The sequence below is a fragment of the Cohnella ginsengisoli genome (genome assembly GCF_029525555.1).
Lineage (GTDB): Bacteria > Bacillota > Bacilli > Paenibacillales > Paenibacillaceae > Cohnella > Cohnella ginsengisoli.
The window spans coordinates 598,435-625,009 of sequence record NZ_JAPDHZ010000008.1; the positions used below are offsets into that span (position 1 = coordinate 598,435).

Annotated in this window: 21 protein-coding genes and 5 pseudogenes; 3 read left to right on the forward strand and 23 right to left on the reverse strand. The window is 59.3% G+C overall.

Annotation, left to right across the window (positions count from 1 at the left end):
• The first annotated feature begins 299 nt into the window (after positions 1-299).
• Both OMP38_RS33555 and OMP38_RS33560 read left to right on the forward strand, forming a co-directional pair.
• Positions 300-1,007 carry a TrkA C-terminal domain-containing protein gene (locus tag OMP38_RS33555; protein WP_277568907.1) on the forward strand — a complete coding sequence of 236 codons (708 nt, stop codon included), beginning with the start codon at positions 300-302 and terminating at the stop codon, positions 1,005-1,007.
• Positions 1,004-2,473: a magnesium transporter CorA family protein gene (locus OMP38_RS33560; protein ID WP_277568908.1), complete on the forward strand. Its 1,470-nt coding sequence runs from the start codon at positions 1,004-1,006 to the stop codon at positions 2,471-2,473. Before OMP38_RS33555 ends, OMP38_RS33560 begins: the two co-directional genes overlap by 4 nt.
• Before the next feature lie 271 nt (positions 2,474-2,744).
• Here the strand turns inward: OMP38_RS33560 and OMP38_RS33565 are convergent, their stop codons facing one another.
• The 4 genes and pseudogenes from OMP38_RS33565 to OMP38_RS33575 all read right to left on the reverse strand — a co-directional run bounded on the left by OMP38_RS33565 (position 2,745) and on the right by OMP38_RS33575 (position 5,426).
• A complete protein-coding gene (locus OMP38_RS33565; protein WP_277568909.1) occupies positions 2,745-3,419 on the reverse strand; it encodes a hypothetical protein in 675 nt (224 codons plus the stop codon).
• Between the two features lie 87 nt (positions 3,420-3,506).
• A pseudogene (locus OMP38_RS36550) lies at positions 3,507-3,707 on the reverse strand (transposase); the annotation flags it as partial.
• A 355-nt stretch (positions 3,708-4,062) separates the two neighbouring features.
• On the reverse strand, positions 4,063-4,230 hold the full coding sequence (locus OMP38_RS33570) for a CxxH/CxxC protein (protein WP_090116825.1): 168 nt from the start codon (positions 4,228-4,230) through the stop codon (positions 4,063-4,065).
• Positions 4,231-4,271: 41 nt separating this feature from the next.
• Positions 4,272-5,426: a S1C family serine protease gene (locus tag OMP38_RS33575; protein WP_277568910.1), complete on the reverse strand. Its 1,155-nt coding sequence runs from the start codon at positions 5,424-5,426 to the stop codon at positions 4,272-4,274.
• Positions 5,427-5,721: 295 nt separating this feature from the next.
• Here OMP38_RS33575 and OMP38_RS33580 point away from each other — a divergent pair, with 295 nt between their 5' ends.
• On the forward strand, positions 5,722-5,919 hold the full coding sequence (locus tag OMP38_RS33580; RefSeq protein WP_090116827.1) for a hypothetical protein: 198 nt from the start codon (positions 5,722-5,724) through the stop codon (positions 5,917-5,919).
• Between the two features lie 5 nt (positions 5,920-5,924).
• Here the strand turns inward: OMP38_RS33580 and OMP38_RS33585 are convergent, their stop codons facing one another.
• From OMP38_RS33585 to OMP38_RS33675, 19 genes and pseudogenes are all read right to left on the reverse strand, one after another.
• Complete coding sequence (locus tag OMP38_RS33585) at positions 5,925-6,731, reverse strand: MBL fold metallo-hydrolase (protein WP_090116828.1); 807 nt, start codon at positions 6,729-6,731, stop codon at positions 5,925-5,927.
• Between the two features lie 136 nt (positions 6,732-6,867).
• Positions 6,868-7,581: a two-component system regulatory protein YycI gene (gene yycI / locus OMP38_RS33590; RefSeq protein ID WP_277568911.1), complete on the reverse strand. Its 714-nt coding sequence runs from the start codon at positions 7,579-7,581 to the stop codon at positions 6,868-6,870.
• A 102-nt stretch (positions 7,582-7,683) separates the two neighbouring features.
• Positions 7,684-8,979, reverse strand: a complete 1,296-nt coding sequence (locus OMP38_RS33595; protein ID WP_277568912.1) for a YycH family regulatory protein — start codon at positions 8,977-8,979, stop codon at positions 7,684-7,686.
• Positions 8,976-10,809: pseudogene (gene walK, locus OMP38_RS33600) on the reverse strand (cell wall metabolism sensor histidine kinase WalK). Before walK ends, OMP38_RS33595 begins: the two are co-directional and overlap by 4 nt.
• Before the next feature lie 9 nt (positions 10,810-10,818).
• A pseudogene (gene yycF / locus OMP38_RS33605) lies at positions 10,819-11,548 on the reverse strand (response regulator YycF); the annotation flags it as partial.
• Between the two features lie 149 nt (positions 11,549-11,697).
• Positions 11,698-13,251 (reverse strand): LysM peptidoglycan-binding domain-containing M23 family metallopeptidase, encoded by a 1,554-nt coding sequence (locus OMP38_RS33610; RefSeq protein ID WP_277568913.1) that lies wholly within the window; start codon positions 13,249-13,251, stop codon positions 11,698-11,700.
• A gap of 127 nt (positions 13,252-13,378) precedes the next feature.
• Positions 13,379-14,140, reverse strand: coding sequence for a hypothetical protein (locus tag OMP38_RS33615; protein ID WP_277568914.1), 762 nt, complete (start codon positions 14,138-14,140; stop codon positions 13,379-13,381).
• A 369-nt stretch (positions 14,141-14,509) separates the two neighbouring features.
• The gene (locus OMP38_RS33620) at positions 14,510-15,214 is read right to left on the reverse strand and encodes a hypothetical protein (protein ID WP_277568915.1); all 705 of its coding nucleotides are present in this window, start codon (positions 15,212-15,214) and stop codon (positions 14,510-14,512) included.
• Complete coding sequence (locus tag OMP38_RS33625) at positions 15,150-15,575, reverse strand: hypothetical protein (protein ID WP_277568916.1); 426 nt, start codon at positions 15,573-15,575, stop codon at positions 15,150-15,152. Before OMP38_RS33625 ends, OMP38_RS33620 begins: the two co-directional genes overlap by 65 nt.
• Positions 15,565-16,449, reverse strand: a complete 885-nt coding sequence (locus OMP38_RS33630; RefSeq protein ID WP_277568917.1) for an ABC transporter ATP-binding protein — start codon at positions 16,447-16,449, stop codon at positions 15,565-15,567. Before OMP38_RS33630 ends, OMP38_RS33625 begins: the two co-directional genes overlap by 11 nt.
• Complete coding sequence (locus OMP38_RS33635; RefSeq protein WP_277568918.1) at positions 16,442-16,834, reverse strand: GntR family transcriptional regulator; 393 nt, start codon at positions 16,832-16,834, stop codon at positions 16,442-16,444. Before OMP38_RS33635 ends, OMP38_RS33630 begins: the two co-directional genes overlap by 8 nt.
• A gap of 177 nt (positions 16,835-17,011) precedes the next feature.
• Positions 17,012-18,298 (reverse strand): adenylosuccinate synthase, encoded by a 1,287-nt coding sequence (locus OMP38_RS33640; RefSeq protein WP_277568919.1) that lies wholly within the window; start codon positions 18,296-18,298, stop codon positions 17,012-17,014.
• Between the two features lie 263 nt (positions 18,299-18,561).
• A pseudogene (gene dnaB / locus OMP38_RS33645) lies at positions 18,562-19,939 on the reverse strand (replicative DNA helicase).
• A 4-nt stretch (positions 19,940-19,943) separates the two neighbouring features.
• Positions 19,944-20,387: a 50S ribosomal protein L9 gene (gene rplI, locus OMP38_RS33650; RefSeq protein ID WP_277568920.1), complete on the reverse strand. Its 444-nt coding sequence runs from the start codon at positions 20,385-20,387 to the stop codon at positions 19,944-19,946.
• A pseudogene (locus OMP38_RS33655) lies at positions 20,384-22,355 on the reverse strand (DHH family phosphoesterase). Before OMP38_RS33655 ends, rplI begins: the two are co-directional and overlap by 4 nt.
• Before the next feature lie 15 nt (positions 22,356-22,370).
• Complete coding sequence (locus OMP38_RS33660) at positions 22,371-23,276, reverse strand: DUF2232 domain-containing protein (protein ID WP_277568921.1); 906 nt, start codon at positions 23,274-23,276, stop codon at positions 22,371-22,373.
• A 7-nt stretch (positions 23,277-23,283) separates the two neighbouring features.
• Positions 23,284-23,586 carry a MazG-like family protein gene (locus tag OMP38_RS33665; RefSeq protein ID WP_177244283.1) on the reverse strand — a complete coding sequence of 101 codons (303 nt, stop codon included), beginning with the start codon at positions 23,584-23,586 and terminating at the stop codon, positions 23,284-23,286.
• 293 nt (positions 23,587-23,879) lie between these two features.
• Complete coding sequence (locus tag OMP38_RS33670) at positions 23,880-25,781, reverse strand: amidohydrolase family protein (protein ID WP_277568922.1); 1,902 nt, start codon at positions 25,779-25,781, stop codon at positions 23,880-23,882.
• 194 nt (positions 25,782-25,975) lie between these two features.
• Entirely contained in the window at positions 25,976-26,416 is a 441-nt protein-coding gene (locus OMP38_RS33675) for a CBS domain-containing protein (RefSeq protein ID WP_277568923.1), read from the reverse strand.
• Positions 26,417-26,575: the final 159 nt, after the last annotated feature.

The window sequence follows — 26,575 nt, forward strand, 5'->3', positions numbered from 1 at the left end:
TCGCGCGCCCTTGGTATCCATCGTTGGACTAAACGGGCTTTAACGGATTACGTTCGCTTCCAAAGGCAGCTGGAACAATCATGAATGTACGCATCGAACGCAATCCTCCCTTCCAATTGTGAAATGTATTTGACACTTTGCCACTTTACCATCGGCCCACGGAAGCTGTCAATGGGGTATTCGGAAAATTATGGATCGCCCCGCCTGACCCAACGCTTGAAGGGCCGGGTTCAAAGGGTATAACTGAAGTATAGACACCGCGGGCTTGCTCGCGGATTTTAGCGAAAGGCGGCGCCCTGATGGGGTTTATACTCGTCTACATACTGATCGTGTTTCTGGTCGTCGAGATTTCCGCCATCCTTATGCGCGCGACGGGACTCGAGCATCCCATCGCGCGTTTTCAGGTCATCTCGCTCCTGACCGGCACCGGCTTCACGACCAAGGAGTCCGAGCTGATCCTGGGACACCCGGTGCGCAGAAGGATCGGCATCTTTTTGATTCTGTTCGGCGCTTTCTCTCTCGCCGTCATGATCTCCTGCGTCAGCGCCATCATCGCCCCCGATTTTCATTTGTACCCACTGTCGCTGGCGTCAGGCGCGCTTGTTCTCGTTTACCTCGCGCTCCGCATACCCGCGGTGACCAAGCAGCTGGAGAAGCGAATGAGCGGCGCCTTCCGTCAATCCTTCGCGATTCACGAGCTCGCGATTCAAGAGGTGCTATACTTGGAGAAGGAAGATGCCTTCATCGACATTCCGATCGACGAAGCGTCGCCCGCTATCGGCCGTAAGATCAGGGATCTGTGCGACCGGTTGCCGGACGTGAATATCCTCCTGATCAAGCGCGGCACCATCGCGATCCGCGACCGCCGCATGGAGACGCCGCTGGAGGCGGGAGACGTGCTGTATGTATACGGGAGCATGAGACAGATCAAGCGCTCGTTCAGCGCCGAGCTTGAAGCGAAGAAGGCCATGGAACGCGACGAAAGGCAGGCGGTCTCACCTCTATGAAAAACGAGCGCATGGGCGCGGTACAACCGTTTCATCGCGGAGATGCGGCGGATCAGCTGCTCCGGGACGCGAACTTTCAATTTTTGTTCCCCTTCTCCCTGACGACCGATTGCCATAAGGATGTGAAAAATACGCTGGAGCGGGAAGGCTTCGCTGCCTTTCGCCTGAGCGCGCTGGAGTTGGAAAATGCGTTTTACGGCCCGAAGCATCGCGTGTCGCACCGGGACATGGAGCGCTATTATCTCCCGTTCACGAACCATGTCCTGTTCCCGTCGGAAGACAACGAGGAAAGCTTTCAGCGCATGAGCAAAGCATTGGGCACGACGGCCGTCCTCCGAACGCGCTATTTCGATGCGCCGTTCGTCCTGCATGCCGTAGACGTCGTGCTTTGCCCGTTCGACACCGGCTTCATTACGCTTCGCGTCCAGCTACTCAAGGAGAATATGACCTTGACGGAGGCTATCGAATTCGCCGACCGTCTCCGCGCGCTCCAGGATGCCCACAGCGAGGACCGCGCAGCGAGCGTCGAGTACGAAGGCGAGTGCTACAACGAGGTCCAGGATTTCATTTTCAAAGCCATCGTGCCCCATATGGTCGAACATCTCGACCGCATGCCGATGGACGGCGCGTACTTCGAAGAATTGCCTTACCTGATCGACGAGCGTATGTACGTCATGGCCAGCTATGCCTTTCCTGAGCGTACGGACATCTCGCTCCTCGACCGCTATCGCGCTTCAAGGCTCGACGGCCTCGACGACAACGGCGAACCTTATATCAGCGCCTACTATATGCCATACATAGAGGATTACTGCCGGGATACCGGCCTCGAGCGATGGGCGCCATACGCCTACTATCAGACCGACGAGAGCTGCTTCTGCTGCCTGAACAGCCTGCCCGAGCGCAAAGCTGATGCCATCGTCAACAAAATGTACGGCGAATATTATTACGGCCTGCTGCTGAATCTTTTTCACCGCATCGTCCTGCTCAAGCTGTCGAACGCGTATTCCCGCGTGCAAATGGAGCGTGACTCGGAGAGGACGGAGCTGCTCATCCGCGACATCACCACATTTTCCGCCAAGTACAATTTTCTAGAGGTCGTCTCGCAGTCCCAGGGGAGAGAGATCTTCCTTCAGCTGCGCAAAATGTACGGCAACGACGAGCTGTTCGAGGACGTCAAGCAGACCCTCACCGATCTGTTCAAATATCAGGAAAACGCCAACTCGCGCCGCTCCAGCTACCTGCTGACCGTCCTCACCATTTACACCGTCATCAGCGGGATCTACGGCATGAACCAGGTCATCGAGGATCTGAAGAACCCAATCAAATGGAGCAAAATGTCCGGCTATTCGCCCTTCGAATGGATCGCGCTCGCCGTCACCTTCAGCGGCCTGCTCGTCGCGTTCCTCCTCACGGGCAACATCATGTGGAAGTGGGGCCGGGAGCTGCTCAAACGGTTCAAAAGCTGATCGTCGAGCCGCCGCTCACAAGCGCATATATGCCCGACGACTTCACGTCTTGCTATAGATGCGTAGGTGAGGCGGCGCGGGTCGGGGGCCCTATCCCGCTTCGCCCGTTTTAACGATATCCCCTTCGCTCAGGATGCGAACAATAGTATGTAACTCCAGCAAAAGTGGTTCTGCGGATCTTCGTGCCTACGGCTTTTCGCGCGCGCGCCATCCTCCACCCATACCCGCCGTTTCTTGGAAGATTGACGCGAATGCCTATGCTGCGAGGCGCTTAAGATGCGATTTTATGACGTGATTTTGCATGCCTGCTACCCCAATTAATCGGTTGGATGCCACCTCTCTTTCCAACCAAATCTCGATAAATAATCGTACGCGTCATGCCGCACAATCCGATCAATTCGATCATCGCATCGCTTCGGAACATACGGCGGAAACAAAACTCGTCAAGATACGCCTGCAAATGCTTCGGACCGATCCCTCCGAACGTCCGGGCCAGCCACCTGACGGCTTCGGTCCATATTGCATTCAATGCCGAACGTTCTCTCCGATTGCGGCGATCGAAGACCTTGATCTCGTGAGATCCGTCCTCCGCAAGGATTGCATGATTCTGCAAAAAGCGTTCCAATTCGCGCGAATCATCCGGGCTGCCGTAGGCGGATTCCATGCGTTTGATCTTCAAACGCGTCATCGTGCCGGACGACTCAACTACAGAGGCGCCGACGACCACTGGCTGCGCCCTATCCTCGGCCTCCGCGCCCCTGCTGCTAAAGTGACGGCTGTATTCGTATGCGTAAAATTCCCCAAGCAGCTGTAGCTGTCCTTGCAACGGGAGCTCCCGGTCCCATTGTTCGATGGCATAGCGAAGCTTGTGGTTCATCAACCACGCGGTCTTATAAGTGACCTGAATAAGCTCGGACAACAGCTTGGCGCTGATGCCGATCTGCATGAGGTACATCGCCTGAAACCACTTGCAGAGCGGCGTGCGCGTGCCTTCGAGTACAGTGCCTGCGGTGAGCGAAGTCTGGTGTCTGCAGGACATACATTCGAACAACGGGCGTCCCCTTGATGAAACGTTGTAATGGTGCGGATGCAAACAACGGGGACATCTGTACCCGTTCGGCCATTTCGCCATAAAGAGGGCGCCTTCGCAGTCTTCCTCGCTATAAACCGGCATCCCGTCTCCAATCGAATATCGACTTTTGACCATGGCCTTTACCTCACTTAACGAGAACATTTGTTCTTATTGTAGCAAATCATGGATTTCTTGGCTACTGTTTTTTTTCTGCCTTCCGCTGCGGGTACCGAGCCTCGCGAAGCGAGAGCGTCTCCTGATCGAAGGGGATATCGTTAAAACGTATTGGGCAAGCCATCGCACCTGACTGAAGGGGGTACCGTTAAAACATATCGCATAAGCCATCGTTCCTGACTGAAGGGGATACCGTTAAAACGCGCCGGAGAGTTACCTAACCTTTGGAGAACCGGGCGGACACGGAGCGGACAGCAGCAGGTGACATAAAAAAAGAGAACGCCGAAACGCCCCCTAAGGAGCGTCTTGCGTTCTCTAAACTACGGAGCTTCGGCGGCCTCGTTCAGACGACGAGAAAGTGTACCGGCTCCTTGCAATATTCGCAGTGCTGCGGCGGATCCCAGGCGGAGAACTTGGTCTCCTGCAAATTGACGAGATCGGGCGCATCCTCGTATTCGTCGACGAAGGTGTCGATCGCAAGCTCCACGTGTTCTTTACATACGCAATACATGATGAGATGTCCTTCCTCTTGCAGAAGATCGGCTCATGTGGTTAGCCGTCGTTCTCGGTCTTCTCGACGAGCTTCACGCTGAGCTCGCCCTTCTTCCCGTCACGATAGTAGGTGATATCTAGCGTATCCCCGATCTTGGTCTTCGTATACAAGAACTTGCGCAAATCGAGGGTGCTGCTAATCAGCTGACCGTCGAGCGCTACGATGATATCGTTAAAGGCAAGACCCGCCGCCTTAGCCGGCCCGACGGCTTCGAGGACGACTACGCCTTCCGTCACGCCGTCCGGCACGACGAGCTCCTCGCCCGCCGGAACATCGTCGTCGTCGCCGTTCGAGTCGGGCGAAGCTTCGGCATCGTCGGATGGCGCTTCGTCCCCCGAGTTGGCGCTATTGTCCAGATAGATGGACAGATCCATCGAGTAGACGCCCAGATACGGACGCAGGATTTTGCCGTGCTTCATCAATTGGTCGACGATCGGCATGGCGTCGTCGATTGGGATCGAAAATCCGATGCCTTCAACGCTCGTATCCGCGACCTTCATGCTGTTGATGCCCACGACTTGACCGTTCAGGTTGACTAGCGCGCCGCCGCTATTGCCCGGATTGATCGGCGCCGAGATCTGGATGACTTCTTCCTCCCAATCGTAGACGCCATCCTGGTTAAGGGAGATCGGCACCGTCGTCTTCAGATTGGAAACGATGCCGTTAGAGAGCGAGTCGCTGAACCCCAGCGGATTGCCGACCGCGATGACAGTCTCGCCCTTGCGCAGCTTGCCCGAATCTCCGATATCGGCAACTTGATTGATTCCCTTGTCGTCCGTCTCAAGAACGGCTAGATCAGTAATCGTATCCTTGCCCACGACGGTCGCCGTCTTCTTGGTGCCATTCGACAGGACGACCTGAAGCTTCACGCTATCTGCGATGACGTGTGCGTTCGTGATGATATAGGCCTTCCCTTTTTGCTTCAGGAAGATGACGCCGGAGCCTAGGCTGGTGCCTTCTTGAATCGCCGCCTCGTTATTGGCGGATCCGCCCTGCGTCTGATTGATGACGCTCACGACGACGGGGCCGACCTTGGCGGCGGCAGAGATGATCCGCTCGTTCGTGTCATAACCGCCGGTGACGCTGGAAGATAGAGCCGGCGTCGCGGCGCCGCTTTTCGGACGGTCGACGGTCAAATAAAAAAAGGGATGCAACCAGCACGGAGCTGGCCAGCGAAGAGACGAGCGCTATTTTCAAAGCGGAGTTCTGGCGGCCCCAACGGCTCGGCCGGTTCCAGGAGCCGGACGGCTCCCGGCTGCTCCGCTTTACTTTGGTAGAGTAAAAATCGTCTTTGAAAAAGCCCATGAGACGCCTCCCTCGCTGACCGAATAAAAGCCAAGAAAAATGGAATGTACGGCGAGCGATTTGACTAAAATAGTAATAGATTCACAGATCCATAGCAAGCAAGCCGACGACAAATCCCATTGGTAATGCAAGGAGGACAAGCGCGTGAAACCCACGTCTCCCCATTGGTCGTTCGTAGACTTCGCGGCGCAGCTCGCCGATCTGAAGGACGACCGCTATCGCCAGCTGCTGGCGCTTACCACGCTGATCGAAGTGCTGGTCGATAAAGGCATCGTCACCGCAGAGGAGCTGCGCCTGAAGTCGGAAGAGATGGAAGAAGAGCTGGAGCGCCATCTACTCTGATGGACTTATGCCTTCACCAGATCCCAAGCCGTAGGCCGGTCCGCATACGTATCGCATAAGGCGAACTCATGCTTCTGGTAGAAAACGCCGTTATCTTCTAATACGGTATTCACCGTAAGCTTCGCTAAATCCATCAAATTGTGCTCCTGGCTCAAATGAGCGAGGTACACGCGTTTGGTGCGGCCTTCGGAAACGAGCCGGCATAGCGTATCGCCGGCCGCTTCGTTCGACAGATGGCCCATGTCGCCGAGGATGCGGCGCTTGATATTCCAAGGATATCGGCCCATCCGCAGCATGTTGATATCGTGGTTGGCCTCCAGCACGAGTACGTCCGACTCCAGCAGCTGACTCATGACCTTGTCGCTGACATAGCCCAGATCGGTGGCCAGCGTCAGCTTCGCGCCGTCGGACCGGAAGCAATAGCCCACCGGCTCCTCCGCGTCGTGCGAGATGGCGTACGATTCGATTCGCAGGTCGAACAGCTCCATCACGCCGCCGGTCGGCAGCACCTTGCGCTGTTCGTCCGGCAGCTCGCCGACATGCTTGTTCATAGCGCCCCACGTCTTCTCGTTCGCGTAGACGGGGAGGCCGTATTTGCGGGCAAAAGCGCCCAGTCCTTTAATATGGTCAGAATGCTCGTGCGTCACGAAGATGGCGTCCAGCTCGCTGCCCGACACCTCGCGCTCCTGCATGAGCGATTCGATTTTTTTGCCGCTTAGACCGGCATCGATGAGTACCGTCGCCGCGCTTGAGGACACGACGGTCGCGTTGCCCGTCGATCCGCTGGACAGCACCGTGAAGCGAAGTCCCATAAGCTTAGTTTCCCTTCTCTCTTCTCTCCGGCAAGGCTATATGTCTCTCTAAGGATCTTTATAGTCGCGCACTCTATTTTATTCTATCAGATTCGAGCCCTTCAGCGTTAATTACTTCAAGTCGCGCTTGCGAATCTTACGGTTCAGACAGCGGTTCGAGCGAAGTTTCTTTGTCCGTGGAAACTTCGCCGCTGGCCGCGTTGACGTAGAACACGCCTCCGTCTTCAAGCAGGATACGCCAGGACGGCGCAGCCACCTGCGTATCGGAGTTGAAGATGCCTTGCCCGTGGTAGCCGAGCTGCACTTCCTTGACGGCGGCGCCTGCCGGCAAATATTTTTTGAGGATCAGGCTCGTGAGCGCCTGGGTCGCCGGCAGCACTTTCTGGTCCGGCCCGCCCTCGGACGGCAGCGTCTCGATCAGGTCCTGTCTGTATCCCTGAATTTTCTGCTCGCTGTAATAGAGGATCAGCTTCGCGTCGAATAGAGGCAAGCCCTCCACCGTGCGATTGAACGCGTACTCGCCTTCTCCGGCGCTGCCGTAATAATCGAATTGATATCTCGTCAGATCGGGAATGACGTCCCCCAACGCCTGCTGAAGCTCTTTGTTGTTGAACACGATACGCGTCTCCCGGGGCGGTTCGATCGCGATTCGCCTGTCGCCTGCGGTACCTGCGGGCACCTGCTGCTTGTACGTAATATCGCGCAGACTTGGGGTGTCCGTCGGAATCTTGGCCTCGATACGGATGTTCTTCTCCTGCATGATCTGCCTGGCCTCGGCGGGCAAGGAGGTCCAGTCGACCGTCGAGTCGATTCTCTCCCGCCATTCGAGCCACAGCTGATAACCGAGCACGATGTTCAGCGCAAAAAAAAGCGACGATGAGCACCGTCTTCGCTCTTCCCCAGTCCACCTTCGCTCCCCCCCTTCCTCGGAAAATTTCTTTTGCCGCTCTGATCAGCTGGCAAAGCGAACTTCGCCGCTTGACGTGCGTATCGCCCATACCGGCTCCAACACCAGCTTGTCCTGCGCCAAAGTCGTGCGGTAAGCCGGGAATAGTGACTCGACCTGCTGCCCGCCTGCCGCTTGGCGGATCTTAACCAGCAGTTGGTTGCCCGAAATCAGGCTGTACGGCTGCGCCTTTCCGACCTTGTCCCCCAGTACGAGCAGGGACCGTTCATAAGAGCTGACGACGCCCTGCTGCACGGCGAGCTGCATGTAGCCGAACCTGAACTCGCCTTCGGAGAGAAGCGGCACGTCGCCGTAATATTGTTGGAAGCGGATCGATGGATCCGCGTCGTTCGACTCGTCCGAGCCCGGCGCCTGCGTCAAGCGAAACGCGCCGTTCCAGCCGCCGTGTTGATTGACGAACTGGACGGCCGACGTGATGTTCTCGGCGGGATCGTCTCGCCCTTCGGCCCGTGCGACGGGATCCTTGTAGGACAACCAGCCGCCTCCCTGCTCGATCTTGAGCCCTCGCTTCGTGTCCCTATAGATCTGCGCGCCGTCCTGACTGTCCTGGATCATGCGCGTCGTCGTCGGGTCGTTGAACAGATTGCGCTGCATCTGATCGGCCGTATATTTGGTGAAGCTCACCGCGACACGGCTCAGCGCCAGCGATTGGTCCGGCACGTAGACGCCGTTGGCCCAGTAACTGAAAGGCTTCCAATACTGGCCGAAGCCGACGCTCTGTTCGACGTCCTGGGCGGTCAGATCTACTTGAGCCGCCTCGTACACCTGGGTGCCGTCGGCGTCCAGAAAGAAGCTGCGTACAACACCGCTGTCCGGACGGGCGAAGATCCAGATCCGGTCGACCGCGCCTTCGGCGAGGAGCGCTTCGCCGTCGATGCCTTTGAACGCGCGCTGGAGCATCGAGAAGGGAATATCGCGCCCGAAGCGGATCTCGATGCCCTCGTCCTGTTTGCGCACCTGTTCCCAGTCGATCGCGCTCGCCTCGGCTCGCTGGAAGCCTTTGAACTCGCGGCTTGACAGCTTATCCAGCACCATCCCGTAAAAAGTGTCTTGCGGGTAAAAGACGGTATGCTTGTCCTGTCCCATATGAATAACGAGCGATTCCGGGAAAATCAAGTTCTCGACCTTCTCTTCAGGTCCCAGCTCTTCGGTCTTGACATAGTCCTGTTCGGTCTTCACCTGCGTCTCCAGGTTCGGCATGCTGTAGGCCAGGAAATAGCTCTGTACGAGACTGAGGACGACGAGCAGCGCGAGCGCGACGGATTTAACTTTATCGATCAAGCGTACTCACTTCCTTCCTGCACCATCGGGAGCGTGACCGTCACGGTCGTGCCGACCCCCGGCTCGGAATCAAGGAGAATGCTGCCGCCGTTGGCACGGACGATTTCCCGGGCAATCGACAGGCCGAGCCCGGTTCCGCCCATATTGCGCGAGCGCGCCTTGTCCACGCGGTAAAAGCGGTCGAAAATATGCGCCAGATCCTTCTTCGGGATCCCGATGCCCGTGTCGCGCACGGAAATGGAGAGCTGACCCGACTCGGTCGGTCCCGCCGACAGACGCACCGAGCCGCCGTCGAGGGTATACTTGATCGCGTTGGACACGATGTTATCGAGCACCTGGTCGATGCCGTCGCGATCGATCCATACTTTGGCCAGGTTCGGATCGACCTCGACCTTGACCGTGATCGCCTTCTGCCGCAGCTGCAGCGAAAAGCGGTCGACGACGTCCTCCATCATCTCGCCGACGTCGGTCATCTGGCGCCGAAGCTGCGCCTGCTTGGAGTCGAAGCGCGACAGATGGAGCAAGTCGTTGACGAGCCGAATCATTCGCTCCGTCTCGCTGCGGATGACGCCGACGAAGCGCTCCGCGAGGGGCGGCTCGGCGAGCGCGCCGTCGTCGAGCGCCTCGGTGTAGCTTTTGATCGTCGTAAGCGGCGTGCGCAGCTCGTGCGAGACGTTCGCGACGAACTCGCGACGCGAGTTGTCAAGCTTCTCGGCCTCGGTGACGTCGTGAAGCACGGCGATGACGCCGACCACGCCCTTGTCTCTGCGGCGGATTGGGGTGAGCGACGCGCGAAATACAAGCTCTTCCTCGCGGACGGCCTGCATCCGGGAGATGAGGCGCGTCGACTCCTTGCCCTCGAGCGTGCCGGCAATAGCGGCCTTGTCGATGGCAAGGCACTCGGACAGCGTCATCCCTTCGATCGTCTCCTGCTCGAGCATCGCCCGGGCGCGGCGATTGGCGACGATGACCCGACCGATCTCGTCGGTGGCGAGCACGCCGTCGTTCATGTTGGAGAGAATGGACGATAGCTTCTCGTTTTCCTCCTCGTTAATTGAAAGCGCCTCGCTGAGCCGCTCGGTCATCTCGTTAAACGCGGCGCTGAGCTGTCCGATCTCGTCGTTGCCTAGGATCGGCACCCGCTCGTCGAAGCGGCCTTCGGCTACGGCGGCGACCTGGAGCGTGAGCGCCTTGATCGGAGACGTAATCGTGCCCGACAACAAGATGCCGAGCACCGCCGTCAAGCCTAGCGCAAGCAGCATGCCCGAGACGAAGATACGGTTGATCCGCTCCACTGTATTGTACAGATCGGACATGGAAGCTACGACGTAGACGGCGCCGATCACCCTGTCGCCGCTGAGGATCGGCTTGGCGATGACCTTTTTTGCGGATATGATCCTCGTCGATCAGCTCGCCGGTGTTGTCGCTGATGCCCTGAAGCGAGCGGCTCACGAGGAGCGACGTGTTTTTGCGTCCGATGTAGCTCTGGTGCGACTCTAGCGATGTCGAGAGTACGCGTCCGCTAGCGTCGAGCACCTGCGTCTCCGTGCCGCTCTGGCTAAAGAGCGTGCCGACCAACTGCTTGAGCGACTCGATCGCTTCCTCGGACCGGTTGCCCTCGCCGTCCTGCTTGGCAAATTCGCCCGTGCCGAGCATGACCGACAGCAACTGCGCCTGGTTGTTGATCTGAGACGTGAAGCTGTCGATAAGCGACTTCTTCATGGTGCTGATAAAGTAAACGCCGATCAGTTGCACCGCGATGAGAATGAGCAGGAGCACCATCATGATCAGCTTCGCCTGAATCGTGCGCAGCGGCGCGAACAGCTTCATCCCCCCGTACCCGCCCGCCATCTTCGGACTGCGCATCAGATAGCCGAGGCCTCTGCGGGTCATGATCAGCTCAGGCTTGCTCGGATCGTCCTCGAGCTTCTCTCTGAGCCGCCGGATCGTCACGTCCACCGTCCGCACGTCGCCGAAGTACTCGAAGCCCCAGACGGCCTGCAGCAGATGCTCTCGCGTCATGACCTTTCCGCTGTTGCGCGCCAAATAATGCACGAGCTCGAACTCGCGATGCGTCAGATCCAACGGCTGGCCGTTCTTGTATACGACGTACATATCCGTATCGATAAAAAGATTGAACAGCTTGAGGCCCTGCCGCTCCGGCTCCGTCTCCTGCTCGGCTCCCCCCGCGGGGCTCGTCCAGCTTGCGCTGGCGGCGCAGATGCGCCTTGACGCGCGCGAGCAGCTCCCGCGTGCCGAACGGCTTGGTGACGTAGTCGTCCGCGCCCAGCTCGAGGCCCAGCACCTTGTCCAGCTCGGTATCCTTGGCCGTCAGCATGATGATCGGCGTTGACAGCCGGCTGCGAACCTCGCGGCAGACGTCCATCCCGTCCTTGACCGGCAGCATGAGATCGAGGAGGATCAGGTCCGGATCGTGCTCGAAAGCGAGTTGCACGGCCTCCCCGCCGTCGAAGGCGCAGATGACCTCGTAGCCCTCTTTTTCCAGGTTGAACTTCAATATATCGGCGATCGGCCGCTCGTCGTCCACGACCAGAATTTTGCCCGGCATGCGCTGGCCTCCGTATCCCTATCCCGCTTCCTCGGAACTTTATCGTCCGGCGGCTATGATTAGCCTTATTTTAACATACCCTAGGTTTCTGCCCAACAGAGAACGCCCTCCGAAAGCGCGTTTCGAAGGGCGTTTGCATGGGTAAATGTTTACAAATAATCCGCAGGGTTCTTCAGCTTGCCGTTCAAGTAGACTTCGAAGTGCAGATGCGTGCCGAAGGAATGGCCCGTATTGCCCATCACGCCGATGGCTTCGCCCTGCTCGACGACTTGCCCGGCCTTGACGTTAATCTTGCTCAGATGACCGTACAGCGTCTTATAACCGTTGTTATGATTGATAATGATGGCGTTGCCGTAACCGCTCATGCTGTCGTCTGCGAGTTCGACGACGCCGTTGTCGGCGGCCTTCACGCTGCTGGAGCCGACCATGTCGAAGCCTTTGTGCAGCCTTCCCCATCGCTTGCCGTAGTAGCTCGTGATCCTGTGGCCCGCTACCGGCCAGATGAAGTTGCCCGAACCTTCGCTCGGCGTCACCTTCGTGCCCTTCAGCACGACGGTCGAGAGGGCCGGCGTCACCACCTTGGTCGACACCTGCTCTTCTTCGATGACGAGTCCGTTGCGCTGCAGCAGCTTGTAGGTGACGATTCGCTTGCCGGCGGACCCGGGTCTGACGATCTTCGATACGCCCGCCTTGAGCTCGTCCGTCTGGCGAATCTCTAGGGGCGCGTCGATCGTCTCCGTCTGCATCACCGTTTCTTCCGAACGGACGTTCAGGAGCGGCTCCTGGACGGTCAGGTTCAGCCGGTCGCCGATCTTGATTTTGTCTTCTTCGATCCACGGATTGTTCTGATAAATGAGATCTTCGGACACTTGCTGCTCGTCCGCGATGCAGCCGATGCAATCGCCGGCCTTCACCGTATAGACGCGCTGCACGGTATGTCCCGCGATCAGCCGCTTGACGAGCGCTTCGTCGTCCTCGATCTGGCTGGCATCGATCTCGGCCGGCTCCGCGATCGCCACCGTCTCCTCGAAGGTCGCGCTGTCGTCGGCCGCTGGCGCCGCCTTGCCCGACGCGGCGGCTTGTCCGCTGCCTGCTGCCGGGAGCTCGTCTCCCGACGCCGAAGCTTGCGCGCTGAAGGACAGCGACCGGACTTCCTTCGCGGCAGGCTTCTTCGCGCTTTTCGCGGTCGCTGCTGCAGGCGCCGGCGCATAGTGCGCCTTGATCTGCTCCAGCACGCGCTCCGCCGTCTCCTTGTCCCGTACGACCGCGATCGCCTTGCCGTCGACCATCAGCTTGACGCCGGTCGGGTGCGTCTTCAGCGCATCGCCGACTTGGGCCGCCACGGCCGCGTCGTCCAGCTTTTTGCCGTAGGCCTCGGCATCCTTATATACGATCTGCCCTTCATCGAGCTCGTACAAGATATCGCTGCCCGCCTGGGCCAGCTGGGCCGCCTTGGCGGCGACGCTGCGCTCGATGACGCTTCGGTCGCCGACGTCCCCGACATGCTCGCCGCCGATCCATACTTCCGAATAAGATAACGTATGGGCCTCGATATGCTGCTTGACCAGTACCGTGCCTCCGCCTGCCGCGACGACCGCCGCGCATACGACGATCGCGGTCTTGCGTCCCGCCCGGCGCTTGACCCAGACGGCCGCTCCCTTGACGGCTCCCGCAATTCGCTTGCTTCTGCTGCCGTTATTCATAGATAACTCCTTGATCGCTATGTAAGATTAATTGCCGCTTACAAAAAGCGACATCTTCCACACTGTAGCATAGCGTCTATCGGGCTATCAATGAAACGGGGCTTAGAATTCTCTCATCAAAAATAGACTACTGTGCCTGCGGCACCTTCAGCGCCTCCATCATCGTCGCATACTCTTCGTCGCTCAAAATAGGCTTCAGCAGCGCCTCCACTTGGGGCACCTCCTCGTCGGTCAAGCCGTTGCGAATCAGCCCTGTCAGCTGGGCCAGCTGATCGCTCGTCAGCTTGCTGACCACGATGGAATAAATCTGCTGCTTCTCTTCGTCCGTAAGCCCGGAGACCGCAGACGAGCCGTTTTCCGCGTTCCATACGGGGACCGCCCCGTCGCCCTGCAGGCTGTCCTCGCCCGTATCGCCCTGCGAACCTGCCGCTTGCCCGTTCGTCACCGATCCGCTCGGCTCCGGTCCCGGCTCCGGCGATGGCACGCTCTCCGCATCGCTGGCTGGCGTAGCTGCAGTTCCACCGCTCCCGGCTGCCGCATGCGTATCGGGTGAGGGTGAAGCTGACGCGCCCTTCTCATCCTTCCCCGCTTCCGCTTCGGCATCAGGTGACTTCGGCGCCTCCGGCGTTCCGACTGCCTGCTCGTCAGCGTCGCTTCCTGTTGAATCCTTTTTTTCCTCTTGCGCCGCGTTCTTCTCGCCATCCGCTCCCCACAGCTTGCCCCATACGCCGCTCATCGCAAATGGCTGCTCATCCAGCGTAATGCCGTAATCTGCCAGTGCCGTCTGCACGTAACTCGTCACGATATAGCCCGTCGTCCAGATGCTTAAGAAGCTGACGAGCAGCGCCGCTCCGATTAATTGCCCCGCCCAGCCGATCCACTTCCACATGATGCGCCCTCCTACTCTATGAAGTTTCATAGCATCAGTATGGGCAATCGGCAGGAACGGCATTCCGCCCCAGGCAAATAATAATGGCTGTGCGCAGCGTTTTAACGGTATCCCCTTCGGTCAGGAACGGTCGTTGTGCAGCGTTTGATCCATATCCCCTCCAGTCAGGAACACACCCTGCTTAGCGGTTTGTCGTTATCCCTTTCGATCAGGAACTCAGGCGACTCGTTCAGGCGGCTAATCCACAGATCACTGGAGGCCGGCATATGCAAAATCCCCCTCCATCAGCAACGGAGACCCGTTCCCTGACCGAAGGGGATATCCTTCAAAAGGCGCAAAATCGACTCAATAGCCACCGCGCGCGCCAGACTAGTATTTGAATCGCATAAGCAGCAGCTTGCGAATGCCGATGGTGCTCAGCACGCAGCCCAGCACGAAGCCGATATCGTAACCGAGCCGCTCGCCGGCGTTAAGCCTGAACAGTTCTGTGCCGAGTAAACCCGCCACCATGGAAACGCAGAGGACGAAGCCGAATCGCAGGACTATCTCCCCTCTTTTGAAAATCATCAGTTTGCCGTTGTTCTCCGTCAGGTTGCGGCTGTAGGCGAAAAGGCCCCCTGCAAAGCTGACGATCGTGATTGCCAGCAGAGACAGCGCATTCGTCCACGTAATATCCGGGTACTGCGCGGACGCATAATTGAAAAAATTGAACCATGCCCGGAGCATATCTCCCCACATGACCGGCGAGTAGGAATCGTACCCGCCCTGCCTGGGCATGTAGATGCCATGCGCCTGCAGCGAAAAGTCGAGCAGCTCGACGAACACGATCGGGAGCGCGACCAACACCCAGGTGAGGATCGTCTGGGAGGCGACGCTGCCTGTTAACGCCCCGATGAGGAGTGCGCAGGAGTAACCAGCCAGCACAACAAGCAACGAATAGCCAAATTGAAAGACGAAATAGTCGACGCGCAAATAGTTCGATGCGGACGAGATGGCCACCACGAAGGCGTCAATCACCGTGTTCAGCAGAAGCGAGCCTCCGAACAACGAAGCGCCAAGCAGCCACTTGGCCAAAAAAGATCTGTCCGCGCGTATACGGCAGCGAGAATAACAGCTCCTGCGAGCCATTGCGCCGCTCCACGCCGAGCTGGACGAGCGCCAGCACGAAGGCCGCCAGCAGCAGCCAATACCGTCCTGCAACTTCGTGTATGCCATTTTCATAGATTCTATGGATTGGATTGCCCGCGGTACTGAACATATAGTCTTTCACAGACTCCCGCGTCCAGCCGCTCCATAACCATCGGTTCATTCGCGGCAATCCCAGCGTGAGGAAGTGCACGATCGGCACCGCAAAAATAAACAGCCGCGCTTGCGCATATTCTCTGCCGAGAAGCGGACGCATTCTCTTCAGCCAGGCAATGGCATTATCCCTCATCCGACTCACCTCCAAGCTTCCACACGTACAGATCCTCCAAACGGACGGGCAGTGGCTCCATGAGCAGCGGCATCATCGCCTCCAGCTCGGCGACGGCGACACTGCCGGGAGCGCCGTTCAACAGCAGCGTATACACGCGGCCGATATGATCGAGCACTCGCACGTCGGGGGAGGACAGCCACGCTTCGGGCACTTCGCCCTGAAAGACGACCTGCAGCTTCGTAACGATGCCCTCGGCGGCACCTTCCGAGTCATGCGTCTCCACGCTGCCCGATCTCATCAGCAGGATCGTATCGGTCATCCGCTCCAGCTCCTCCAGCAGATGCGACGAGACGATGAGCGACATGCCGTCCGCTGCCGCTTCCATCAGCAAGGTGAGCACCTGCTTTTTGGCGATCGGATCGATGCCGTTGGTCGGCTCGTCCAGCAGCACGAGCTTCGCGCGCGTAGACAAGCCCAGCGCCGTGCTGAACATCATCCGCATGCCTTTGGAGAAGCGGCGGATGTTGCGGTCGAGCGGCAGACCAAACCGATTCATCGTATCTTTAAAGTAGGCAGGATCGAATCGCGGATAGATCTGACTGAACATATACGCGGCCCCCCATCCCGTATACCCGTACCAAGCTTCCGGCGTGTCCGGAATGAACACCAGCTCGCGCTTGACCTCCGGCTCCTGGTGGACGGATCTGCCTTCGAACAGCACCTCTCCGCCGTCGGGGTCGAGGATGCCGGACATCACCTTGAGAAGCGTGGTTTTGCCGGCGCCGTTGCGCCCGATCAAACCGGCTACCCGGCCCTCTCCGAGCTCGAAGCTTACGTTTGTCAGCACCGATTTGCCGTCAATCTTCTTGCGTAGATGGCTCGCCTCAAGCATCTCGATCCCTCCCGTACTCTTGCATTTCTTCCGTCAGCCATGCCTGGAGACGGTCGCTTCCGATGCCCAGATGATGGGCCTCGACCGCGATGCGTCGCAGCTCGGCGCGCAGACGCAGCAGCCGCTCCCGCTCCATGCCGGGCTCCTCCGCGGCCTTCGTCACGAATGCGCCTTTGCCCCGCAGCGACACGATGACTCCTTGGCGTTCGAGCTCTTGGTACGACTTGGCCACCGTATTGTGGTTGACGAGCAGCGTCGCCGACAGCTCTCGTACCGAGGGGATCCGATCGCCCTCCGCCAGACCTCCCTTCGCGATCAGCGCTTTGAAGCTCTGCACGATCTGCTCGTAGATCGGCGTCGGACTCCTCTCATCGATTCGTATCATAAGGCAAAAGGGTCAGCTCCTTTTATGTGTACCACTTCAACTAGTACACATTATACAATTTCAGGCATTCCCATGCAAACCATTTTTCGGAAATAAAAAAAGCTCCCCCGCCGATCCGCGAGGGGAGGGCAAGAGAGCTTGAGATAATCTAAGGTCTATGGGTAGCTATGCTTTCGATTAAGCGTAGATCTCCGTAACTTGGTTCGTCTGCTCGCGATTGCGGCCGACGGAGAAGATCGCGATCGGGATGCCGGTCAGCTCGGAGACGCGCTGCACGTAGCGGCGGGTGTTCTCCGGCAGATCCTCGAGCGTCTTGGCGCCGGTAATGTCTTCGCTCCAGCCCGGGAGCTCCTCGTAGACGGCTTCGCACTCGGCGAGCATCTTGAGGTTGGCCGGGTAGTGCTCGATCAGCTGGCCGCGATAGTTGTAGGCGGTGCAGATCTTCACCGTCTCGAGGCCGCTAAGAACGTCGAGCGAGTTCAGCGACAGGCCGGTGATGCCGCTCACGCGGCGGGCGTGACGGACGACGACGCTGTCGAACCAGCCGACGCGGCGCGGACGGCCCGTGACGGTGCCGTACTCGTGGCCTTTGTCGCGGATCCACTGGCCGAGATCGTCATGCAGCTCGGTCGGGAACGGACCGTCGCCGACGCGCGTCGTGTAGGCCTTGGCTACGCCGATGACTTGCTGAATCTTGGAAGGGCCGACGCCCGAGCCGATGCATACGCCGCCTGCGGACGGATTGGAGCTCGTCACGAACGGATACGTGCCTTGGTCGATATCGAGCATGACGCCCTGGGCGCCCTCGAACAACACCTTCTGGCCGGCGTCGATCGCGTCGTTCAGCACGACGGACGTGTCGGTCACGAGCGGGCGCAGCACCTCGGCGAGCTCGAGGTAATCGGCGATGATCTGCTCGGCGTCCAGCTTGTCGCCGCCGTACATTTGCTCGATGACTTGATTCTTCTCCGCTACGAGACGGCGCGTCTTGAGCGTGAACTCTTCGGCATCCATCAGGTCGGCGATGCGAATGCCGTTGCGCGCGGCCTTGTCCATGTAGCAAGGCCCGATGCCCTTGCGCGTCGTGCCGATCTTGTTGTCGGCCTTGCGGTCCTCTTCGAGCGCGTCGAGCACGAGGTGGTACGGCATGATGACGTGCGCACGGTCGCTGATGCGCAGATTGTCCGTGCTGAAGCCGTTGTCGCGAATATATTGGAGTTCTTCCACCAACGCGGCCGGATTGATAACCATGCCGTTGCCGATGACGCATACTTTGTTTTCGTTAAAAATGCCGGAAGGAATCATCGTCAGCTTATACTTTTTGTTTTGAATGAGGATCGTATGTCCGGCATTGTTGCCCCCCTGATAGCGGGCGACGACGTCTGCCTTTTCCGCCAGGAAGTCCGTGATCTTGCCTTTGCCTTCGTCTCCCCACTGCGTTCCTACAACAACTACTGTAGACAATGCAATCCCTCCATCCGGCGTATCGGCGCTTGGCCAGCCGGCATGATTAGTGCCGCCCGCACGGATGCGAGGATGCCGAGGGCGCCGACTTCGAGCGCACGCGACAACGCACCGGGAAGAGTCCTCTCCCCCGATGGACGGCAAATGGCCGCTATCGCGGCATTGTCTGAGTTTAGCAAGCTAAAGCGTTCAAGTCAAATAAAAAAACCGAACGATCCGGATGGGGCACCCGTGATCGTTCGGAAATGTTCGGATTTTCGCCATCAGGAAGCGCTGCCGACCATCGCTTCCCCGTGCGCCCGGTCCAGACTGACGAACTTGTTGAAGTTCTTCAGGAAGACGAGCTCTACGGTGCCGACGGGCCCGTTACGCTGCTTGGCGATGATGATTTCGATGATGTTCTTTTTCTCGGTATCGTGGTTGTAGTAGTCGTCCCGGTACAAGAACGCGACGATGTCGGCGTCCTGCTCGATCGATCCCGATTCCCGAAGGTCGGACATCATCGGACGCTTGTCCTGCCGCTGCTCGACCCCCCCGCGACAGCTGCGACAGCGCGATGACCGGCACTTCGAGTTCACGGGCGATCTGCTTGAGCGTACGCGAGATCTCGGAGACTTCCTGCTGCCGGTTCTCCCCGGCTTTGCCGCGGCCCTGGATGAGCTGCAGGTAGTCGATCAGGATCATGCCGAGCCCTTTTTCCTTCTTGAGACGGCGGCATTTGGCCCGAAGCTCCGCTACAGTAATGCCCGGCGTATCGTCGATATATACTTGCGCCTCGGACAGCGAGCCGATTGCCATCGAGAGCTTTTCCCAGTCGTCGCCTTCGAGGAAGCCGGTTCGCATGCGCCCGGCGTCCACGTTAGACTCCGCGCAGATCATCCGCTGGACGAGCTGCGCGGCCGACATCTCGAGACTGAAGATCGCGACCGTCTCCTGCGCGCGCACCGCCACGTTCTGGGCGATGTTGAGCGCGAAGGCAGTCTTGCCGACCGAAGGACGGGCGGCGACGATGATCAGGTCATTGCGCTGGAAGCCGGACGTCATCTTGTCCAAGTCGATGAATCCGCTCGGGATGCCCGTGGTGCCGCCCTTGTGGTTGAATAGGAACTCGACTCGTTCGAACACGTCCATGAGTACGTCGCGGATGCTGATGAAGCCGTGCGCCGCGCGGCGGTTGGATAGCTCCATGATGCGCGCCTCGGCGTCGTTCAGCAGCGCGCCGACGTCGTCCTCGGAGGCGTAGCCGCTGGAGACGATCTGCGTCGCCGTGCGGATGAGCCGGCGCAGCATCGCCTTCTCCTCGACGATCTGCGCGTAGTAGTCCACGTTGGCTGCCGTCGGTACGGCGCTCGCCAGCTTAGCGAGATACGAGACGCTGCCGACTTCCTCCAATTGGCCGCGGTCGCGCAGCGTCGCGGTGATCGTGATGAGGTCCATCGGCTGGTTGTCCTCGTTCAGGTCGACCATCGCCTCGAAAATCCGTTGATGCGCGACGCTGTAGAAGTCCTCGGTGTTCAGCCGCTCCATCGCCGTGATAAGCGCTTCGGACTCGAGCAAGATCGCGCCGAGTACCGCCTGCTCCGCTTCGAGGTTCTGAGGCGGTACGCGATCGAACGTCAGTTGATCGCCCCGTTCGCTCATGCCGTCACTCCTCCGTGACCTGCACGTTCAGCGTACCCTTGACGTCCGGGTACAGCTTGAGCGGCACCTGGGTGACGCCGAGCGTGCGGATCGGTTCGTCCAGCTCGATCTTGCGCTTGTCGATCGTGATCTTCTGCTTCTCGAGCGCTTCGGCGATCTGCTTGCTCGTGATGGCGCCGAACAGGCGTCCGCCTTCGCCGGCCTTCGCCTTGATGACGACGGTCATCTCGCCGAGCTTGGCCGCGAGCGCCTTCGCGTCTTCCTTCTCCTGCATCTTTTTCTTGTCGACGGATGCCTGGATCTGATCGAGCGTCTTCTTGGCGCCGTCGGTCGCGATCTGCACGTAGCCCTTCGGCAGCAAGAAGTTGCGCGCGTAGCCTTCCGACACTTCCTTGACTTGGCCCTTCTTGCCTTGACCCTTGACGTCCTGCAGGAAAATTACTTTCATTCGAAAAGACCCTCTTCCCCGTTAATATCGTTAAGCACTTTTTTTAAGCTTCGATGCGACTTCTTGGACGGTGCCCTGCACCTGGCAGGCCGCGTTCGTCAGATGGCCGCCTCCGCCGAGACGCTCCATGACGACCTGCACGTTCATCTGCCCGAGCGAACGGGCGCTGACGCCAACCGTGCCGTCCGGACGCTGGGCGATGACGAACGATGCCTTGATGCCCGTCATATTAAGCAGCGTATCGGCCGACTGCGCGATCAATAGCTGCGGCACCGGCTTCGCCGGATCGGCGACCGCGATCGCGATATAGTCGTAGTACGTCTCCGCGTTGCGGATGATCTCCGCCTTCTTGATGTATTCTTCCAGGTCTTCCTTGAGCATTTTCTGAATTAACGCCGGATCGGCGCCGTTGCGGCGGAGGAACGAAGCCGCTTCGAACGTCCGCGAGCCGGTGCGCATCGCGAAGCTCTTGGTATCGACCGTGATGCCGGCGAGCAGCGCCGTCGCCTCGCGCACGTCGAGGACGATGCGTTCGTGGATATACTGGAGCAGTTCGGTAACGAGCTCGCAGGTCGAGGAAGCGTACGGCTCCATGTAGACGAGCACCGCGTCCTCGATGAATTCCTCGCTGCGCCTGTGGTGGTCGACGATGACGATCCGATCCGTCTGCTGGAGCAGCTTGGGCTCGGCGACCATCGACGCCCGGTGCGTGTCGACGACGACCGCCAGCGAACGCTTGCCGGTGAGCTGCGAAGCCTGCTCGGGCGTGATGAAGCGGCGGATCAGCTTTTCGTCTTCCTTGAGCATATGCATCATTCGCTGAATGGCGGGATTCACGCCTTCGAGCACGATGAAGGCTTCCTTGCCGACGTGCTGCGCCGCCTTGAGCACCCCGATGGCCGCGCCGATCGAATCCATATCGGGCATGCGGTGCCCCATGATGATGATATGGTCGCTCTCCTTCATGAGATCGCGCAGCGCATGCGAGATGACGCGCGCACGTACGCGCGTGCGCTTCTCCACGGCGTTGCTCTTGCCGCCGTAGAAGCTCTGCCGCTGGCCGAACTTGACCACCGCCTGGTCGCCGCCGCGACCGAGCGCGATATCGAGGCTGCCCTGCGCGAGCTGGCCTAGCTCCGCGATGTTGTCCGCGCCCGAGGCGAAGCCGATCGACAGCGTCATCGGCAGCTTCAGGTTCATCGTGATCTCGCGCACCTCGTCGAGCAGCTCGAACCGGGATTGCTCCAGCAGCTTGAGCGCCGCCTGGTTCGCGATGACCATATATTTGTCTGACGACAGCCGTCGCAAGAACAAGCCGTACTTTTGCGCCCACTCGTTGATCTCGCCCGTCACCTTGGACAGCATAAGCGCCCGCTGCTGTTCGTCCATGCCCTGGGCGACTTCTTCGAGATTGTCCATCATGACGATGCCGATGGCGAGCTTTTCGTCCTCGTAGCGCTTCGAGAGCGTCCAGTGATCGGTCACGTCCGTGACGAACAGCATGCGCTCCGTCGGGCGGAACAGGAGTTCATACACCCGGCCGTTCAGCGTCGTCTCCCACCGGCCCAGCGTCTTGTCTTTTTCCTTCGCTTGCTGGATGCCGGGGAACAGCTCCGACAGCGGCGCGCCGACAGCGGACGTTCGCTCCATGACGCTGGATATGAAGCCGTTGTGCCATTCGACCTCGCGGTCTTCGTTATAAAGAATAATACCGAAAGGCAATCCTCCGACGACCTCCGTGCCGACGCCCCGGATGCGGGAGGACAGCGTCAGCACGTAGTCGTTCCATTCCTTGCGAAAAGCCCGCTCGGCGAGCAGCGAGAAGACGCCGACGGCGCCTCCCGCCACCAGTGCGACGATCCCCAGGGGCCAGTAGAACCAGGTCAGCGCGGCCGTGAGCAAGAAGATAAGAGCGAGCGCCCAGACATTGTGCATGCCGTGCCACCGCTGAACGAGAAATTTGGGCATTGTGGCTTCGCTCCCCTACTTCTTGTCAAAATAACGGCGCAGCGGAAACGCCGTATCCAGCAGACCGATCAAATACAACGGTTGAATGAGAAACAACGGGATCGCGATCAAGACGGGTACGACATTCGACCATTTCTTCTGATGCGCTAAGTAAAAGAAGAACGCGAGCGCCTGAATGCGGAACAAGAAGTCCAGAACGGGTACCGCATTGTCCGAAGCTACCGCCCAGAAATTGGAGCTGTTCGCTGGCATGGTAAACTGGATGATCCAGACAATCACGTACAGCAGCACCGTGCTCTTGGGCAGCATCCAGCTGCGCATCGGCGTCAGCGCGGGCACGACGATGCCCGACCAGGCGAGCACCCTGCGGGAGATGCCGTGCGTAATGATCGCCAGCAGGAACGAGCAAAGCATAAGCAGCATCGGCAGCAGGCGCACGACGGCCTCGCCGAACGCCTGTGCGGTGCCGGTCCAGTCCCCCGTCAGCATGTTGCTTGCCTGTAGCTCCTGGATGCGCTCGTCCAGAAAGGACGCGAGCTGCGCAGTAAAGTCAATGTCGTATTGGATCGAGAACAGCGTAAGCTCCGTCACCAGCTGCGCGAGCAGGATGATGAAGCCTACCGTGACGACTGTTTTAGCGGCAACCCGCTTTTTGTATAAATGCCCCATGACGATCGAAGGCACGAGAAAGAAAAACCCGAACGTAAGCGCCAGCGCACCGGAGCTGCCGAGGATGAGGAAGGCCAGCACGGCGATGCCAGCGATATGGACGGCAAACGAAACGGGCCGCAGCATCGTATAGAGCACGACCATCGGCGTCATCAACAAAAATATCGTAATACCGCTTAACGGGGTAGCGACGCTGAGCAGCATCAGCAGCGCCACGGCACTCCAGGCCAGCGACTTCAAGGCCGTGTTCAACGAGTTTTCACCTCTTGCGAATGTGTTCTTCCAGCGCCGAGAGGTCGCGGTACTGATCCTCCAGCTGATGTCCCTCCTGCTTCAGGCGGCTAAGCTTGTCTTCGACCGCCTTGTCGAGGTCGCGGTAAGAGATACCCAGCCGGCGGCCAAGGATGTACGCGCTCGCGATGAGCCCGGACAGACTGTCCGTGATGCGAGCGGTGCTGCCTTCCCACATGGCCTTGAACAGACGGGATACCTGGTCCAGCACCTCGCTCTTAAGCCATTCGATAGACCGGGCTCTCCCGGCGACATCCAGATTCTGATCGATTGAAGACAAGTCGTGTCCCTCCTCCGAAAAAATCCCTGTCTGACGGCTGCCGCATGCGAATATCGCGCTAAAGCTGTATCCATCATTATAGCACATATACTCGCCGCTCCCACAATGGCATTTGCTAGTCTAAGGCGGCGCGCGTGCGGTCCCGGACCGCCTGAATATTCCTTTCTTGTCAGGCTCTTGCCCTTGCGAAAATCAAAAAGCCGCACCGGTTCAACCGCCGGTGCAGCTATATTGGGTGGTCACTCTGCGGGAGCGAAGACGGACTCGCGAGGCGAGGCGTATCGCTATCCCCTCCTGACGGCTGTCCAGACATGCTGTCCGGTCTCTCGGACATCCATGCCCATTCGCATCAGCACCGCGAGCGGCACGTAGTCCCGGATGCCGATCGACAGCAGCTCGGCCTCTCCCTCCGGCCAAGTCAGCCGGTGCCCGCGCTCTAGCATCAATTCGCCGGATTCTGGCGCCGTTCTAGCTGTTGCCACGAACCCTTCCGCCATGGAGGCTTGATCGGCTGCCGCCGTATCGCTGACGCCAGATCCGTTTTCAACACCCGCCTCCGCTATGAACGTATGCGACCGCCCATCCCAGCTCAGCGTGCAGCCTAGCGCTTCAATCACGCTTACGTCCGTATATGCTTCTCCGCGATAGAATACCGCCGGCCACGAAGTCCGCGAAGTCTTCGTTTCGAACTTGAGTATGCCTGCCCCCTCTTCGGGCACGCGGACAAATTCGCTGCGGATCGGCTCGCCGGCGCGCACGTTCTTGTGCAGCCCCTGGCCGTCCAGCGCGAGCCGGCCGCCGATCAGCACGTAGCGGATGCCCGCCGAAGGCAGTTCCGGCCGCTCGACCGTGGACCGGTCGCCGATCTTCCCGTAGTCGAAGATCACGATATCCGCGTCCATCCCGCGCGCGATCCGTCCCTTTTTCCGCAGCGCCGGCGCTTGCCGCTCGAGACGCTTGGCCGGCATCAGCGACATCTTCGCCACGGCGTCCATGAGCGAGATGGCGCGATGCTCGCGCACGTACAAGCCGACGGTGCGGGCAAACGTGCCCGATGCGCGCGGATGGTTGTTGTTGCCTGGCTCCAGAATGGCGTCGCTGCCGATCATGACGAAGGGCGCGGCCAGCGAGTCCTCGATATCCTGCTCGGGGATCGCGTAGGCCACGGCGAGCTTCCCTTCCCTTTTGAACGTGCCGAACGTCGTCTCCGTCAGCCGCTCCGACGTGCCCGCGATCTGCAGGTCCTTGTAGGTGATCCTGAAGCGCTCCTGCCAGCCCTCGTCGAACCGCGCCGAGTTAAGGTACGTCCCCCAATAATCGTAAGGGTAGGTGCATGCGGTGATGTCGAGCCCTTCAGCGCGCGCCTTCGCCAGCATGTCGAGCGACTGCTTCATGGAGAACGTGCCGCCCGTACTGTTGATGTGGTCGACGTGCACGGATGCGCCCGTCTCCCGCGCGTAGCCAATGATTTCGTTCATCGCGTCGATATTCGTGCCCGGCTCGGTCATGTCGGAGTATCTCGCGTGAAAATAAACCGGCACGTTGTACTTGTAAGCGAGCCGCATGAGCGGCAGCACTTCATCGGCGCCGATGCCCGGCACGTACTCCAGGCTGAACGAGATGCCGAGCACGCCGTCCTGCAGCGCCTGCTCCGCCTCGGCTGCAAGGCGCCGGATTTGCGCGGCAGTCGCGGGCTGGTACAGGCCGATTCCCAGCTTATTGCGCGCCTTCGTATAGAAGAAGGAAGCGCCGTAGTGAAGCGGCGTCTCCGCGCGCTCGTAGTAGGGGTACCATTTGCGCGGCGCATCCGTGCCGCCGTGCATGGCGATGTTAGCCGTGACGCCGTCGGCGATCTTGTTCCAGACGCCGAGCGGGTTCGGGTCGTAGGACAAATTGTCGATAAAGCCCGGCGCGACCACGAGCCCGCGCGCGTCGATCGTTCGCCGCCCTTTGACCGTCCGATCCGTTACCAGCGCGATACGGCTGCCTTGGACGGCGACGTTGACGCCTCTGCGGTCGAGCCCCGTCTCCGGATTGATCACCCTGCCGCCGACGATGACGGTGTCGTACACGCGAGCTAGCTCCGCCTCGGAGGGATCGGCAAGAACGGATGCCGGCATCGACCCGCTCGCTACGCTGGTCCCTCGGTGCTGGGCTGCCGGCGCCGCTTTTTCCGGACGACTCAAAGAAGCGGCTTCCCGTGCCGGATACCCGAACGGACTGCCGCTTCCTTTTACAGCCGCGACAGCGATGGATGCTGCCGCCAGGGCCGCGATCGAATAACCGATCGCTTTCCATGGTTTCTTTTTTATTCATGCGGAATGCCTCCAAGGTAGCTTCGAATGGCGCCCGCTGCTTGCGATGCCATCCTTTTCCACCTTTAAGCTTCCCGTTTTACCTTTTTATCATCCATGCCGTGTCCGAGCAACGATCCGGCGCAATAGTCGATGATATCGCTGCGGCGAACGATGCCGATGAACGCGCTGGTATCGTCCACGACCGGGACGAAGTTCTGGCCTTTGGCGAGCGAGATGAGATCTTCCATATTGGCATCGATTTGTACCGGCTTGTTCGTGGTCCGCAGAGGCACTTCTGATAATGGAATGCGAGCGGTTTGCTCGAATGATAGCCCTTCGCGATTTTTGAGATACCACAACAAATCGCCTTCCGTAACGGTCCCGACGTACTTCCCGTCCTCGCCGAGCACGGGCACGGCCGTATACCGATGGCGCTCCATCCGCTCGAGCGTCTGACGCAGCGTGGCGTTCGAAGGCAGGCATACGACCTCCTGCTTCGGCAGGAGGAAAAACGCGATATTCATTTGTTCCTCTCCTCTAGCGCGTTGCGATTCGATTCCAACCCATTATACCATGCGCCGCAGGCGGCCTCCAAGGCGAATAGAGAGAGCGCTTCCTCTTGCTTCCACGTTATTCGCGCGAACGCAAAAAAGGACCCCCCTCGCCTCCGGGATGCGGAGAAA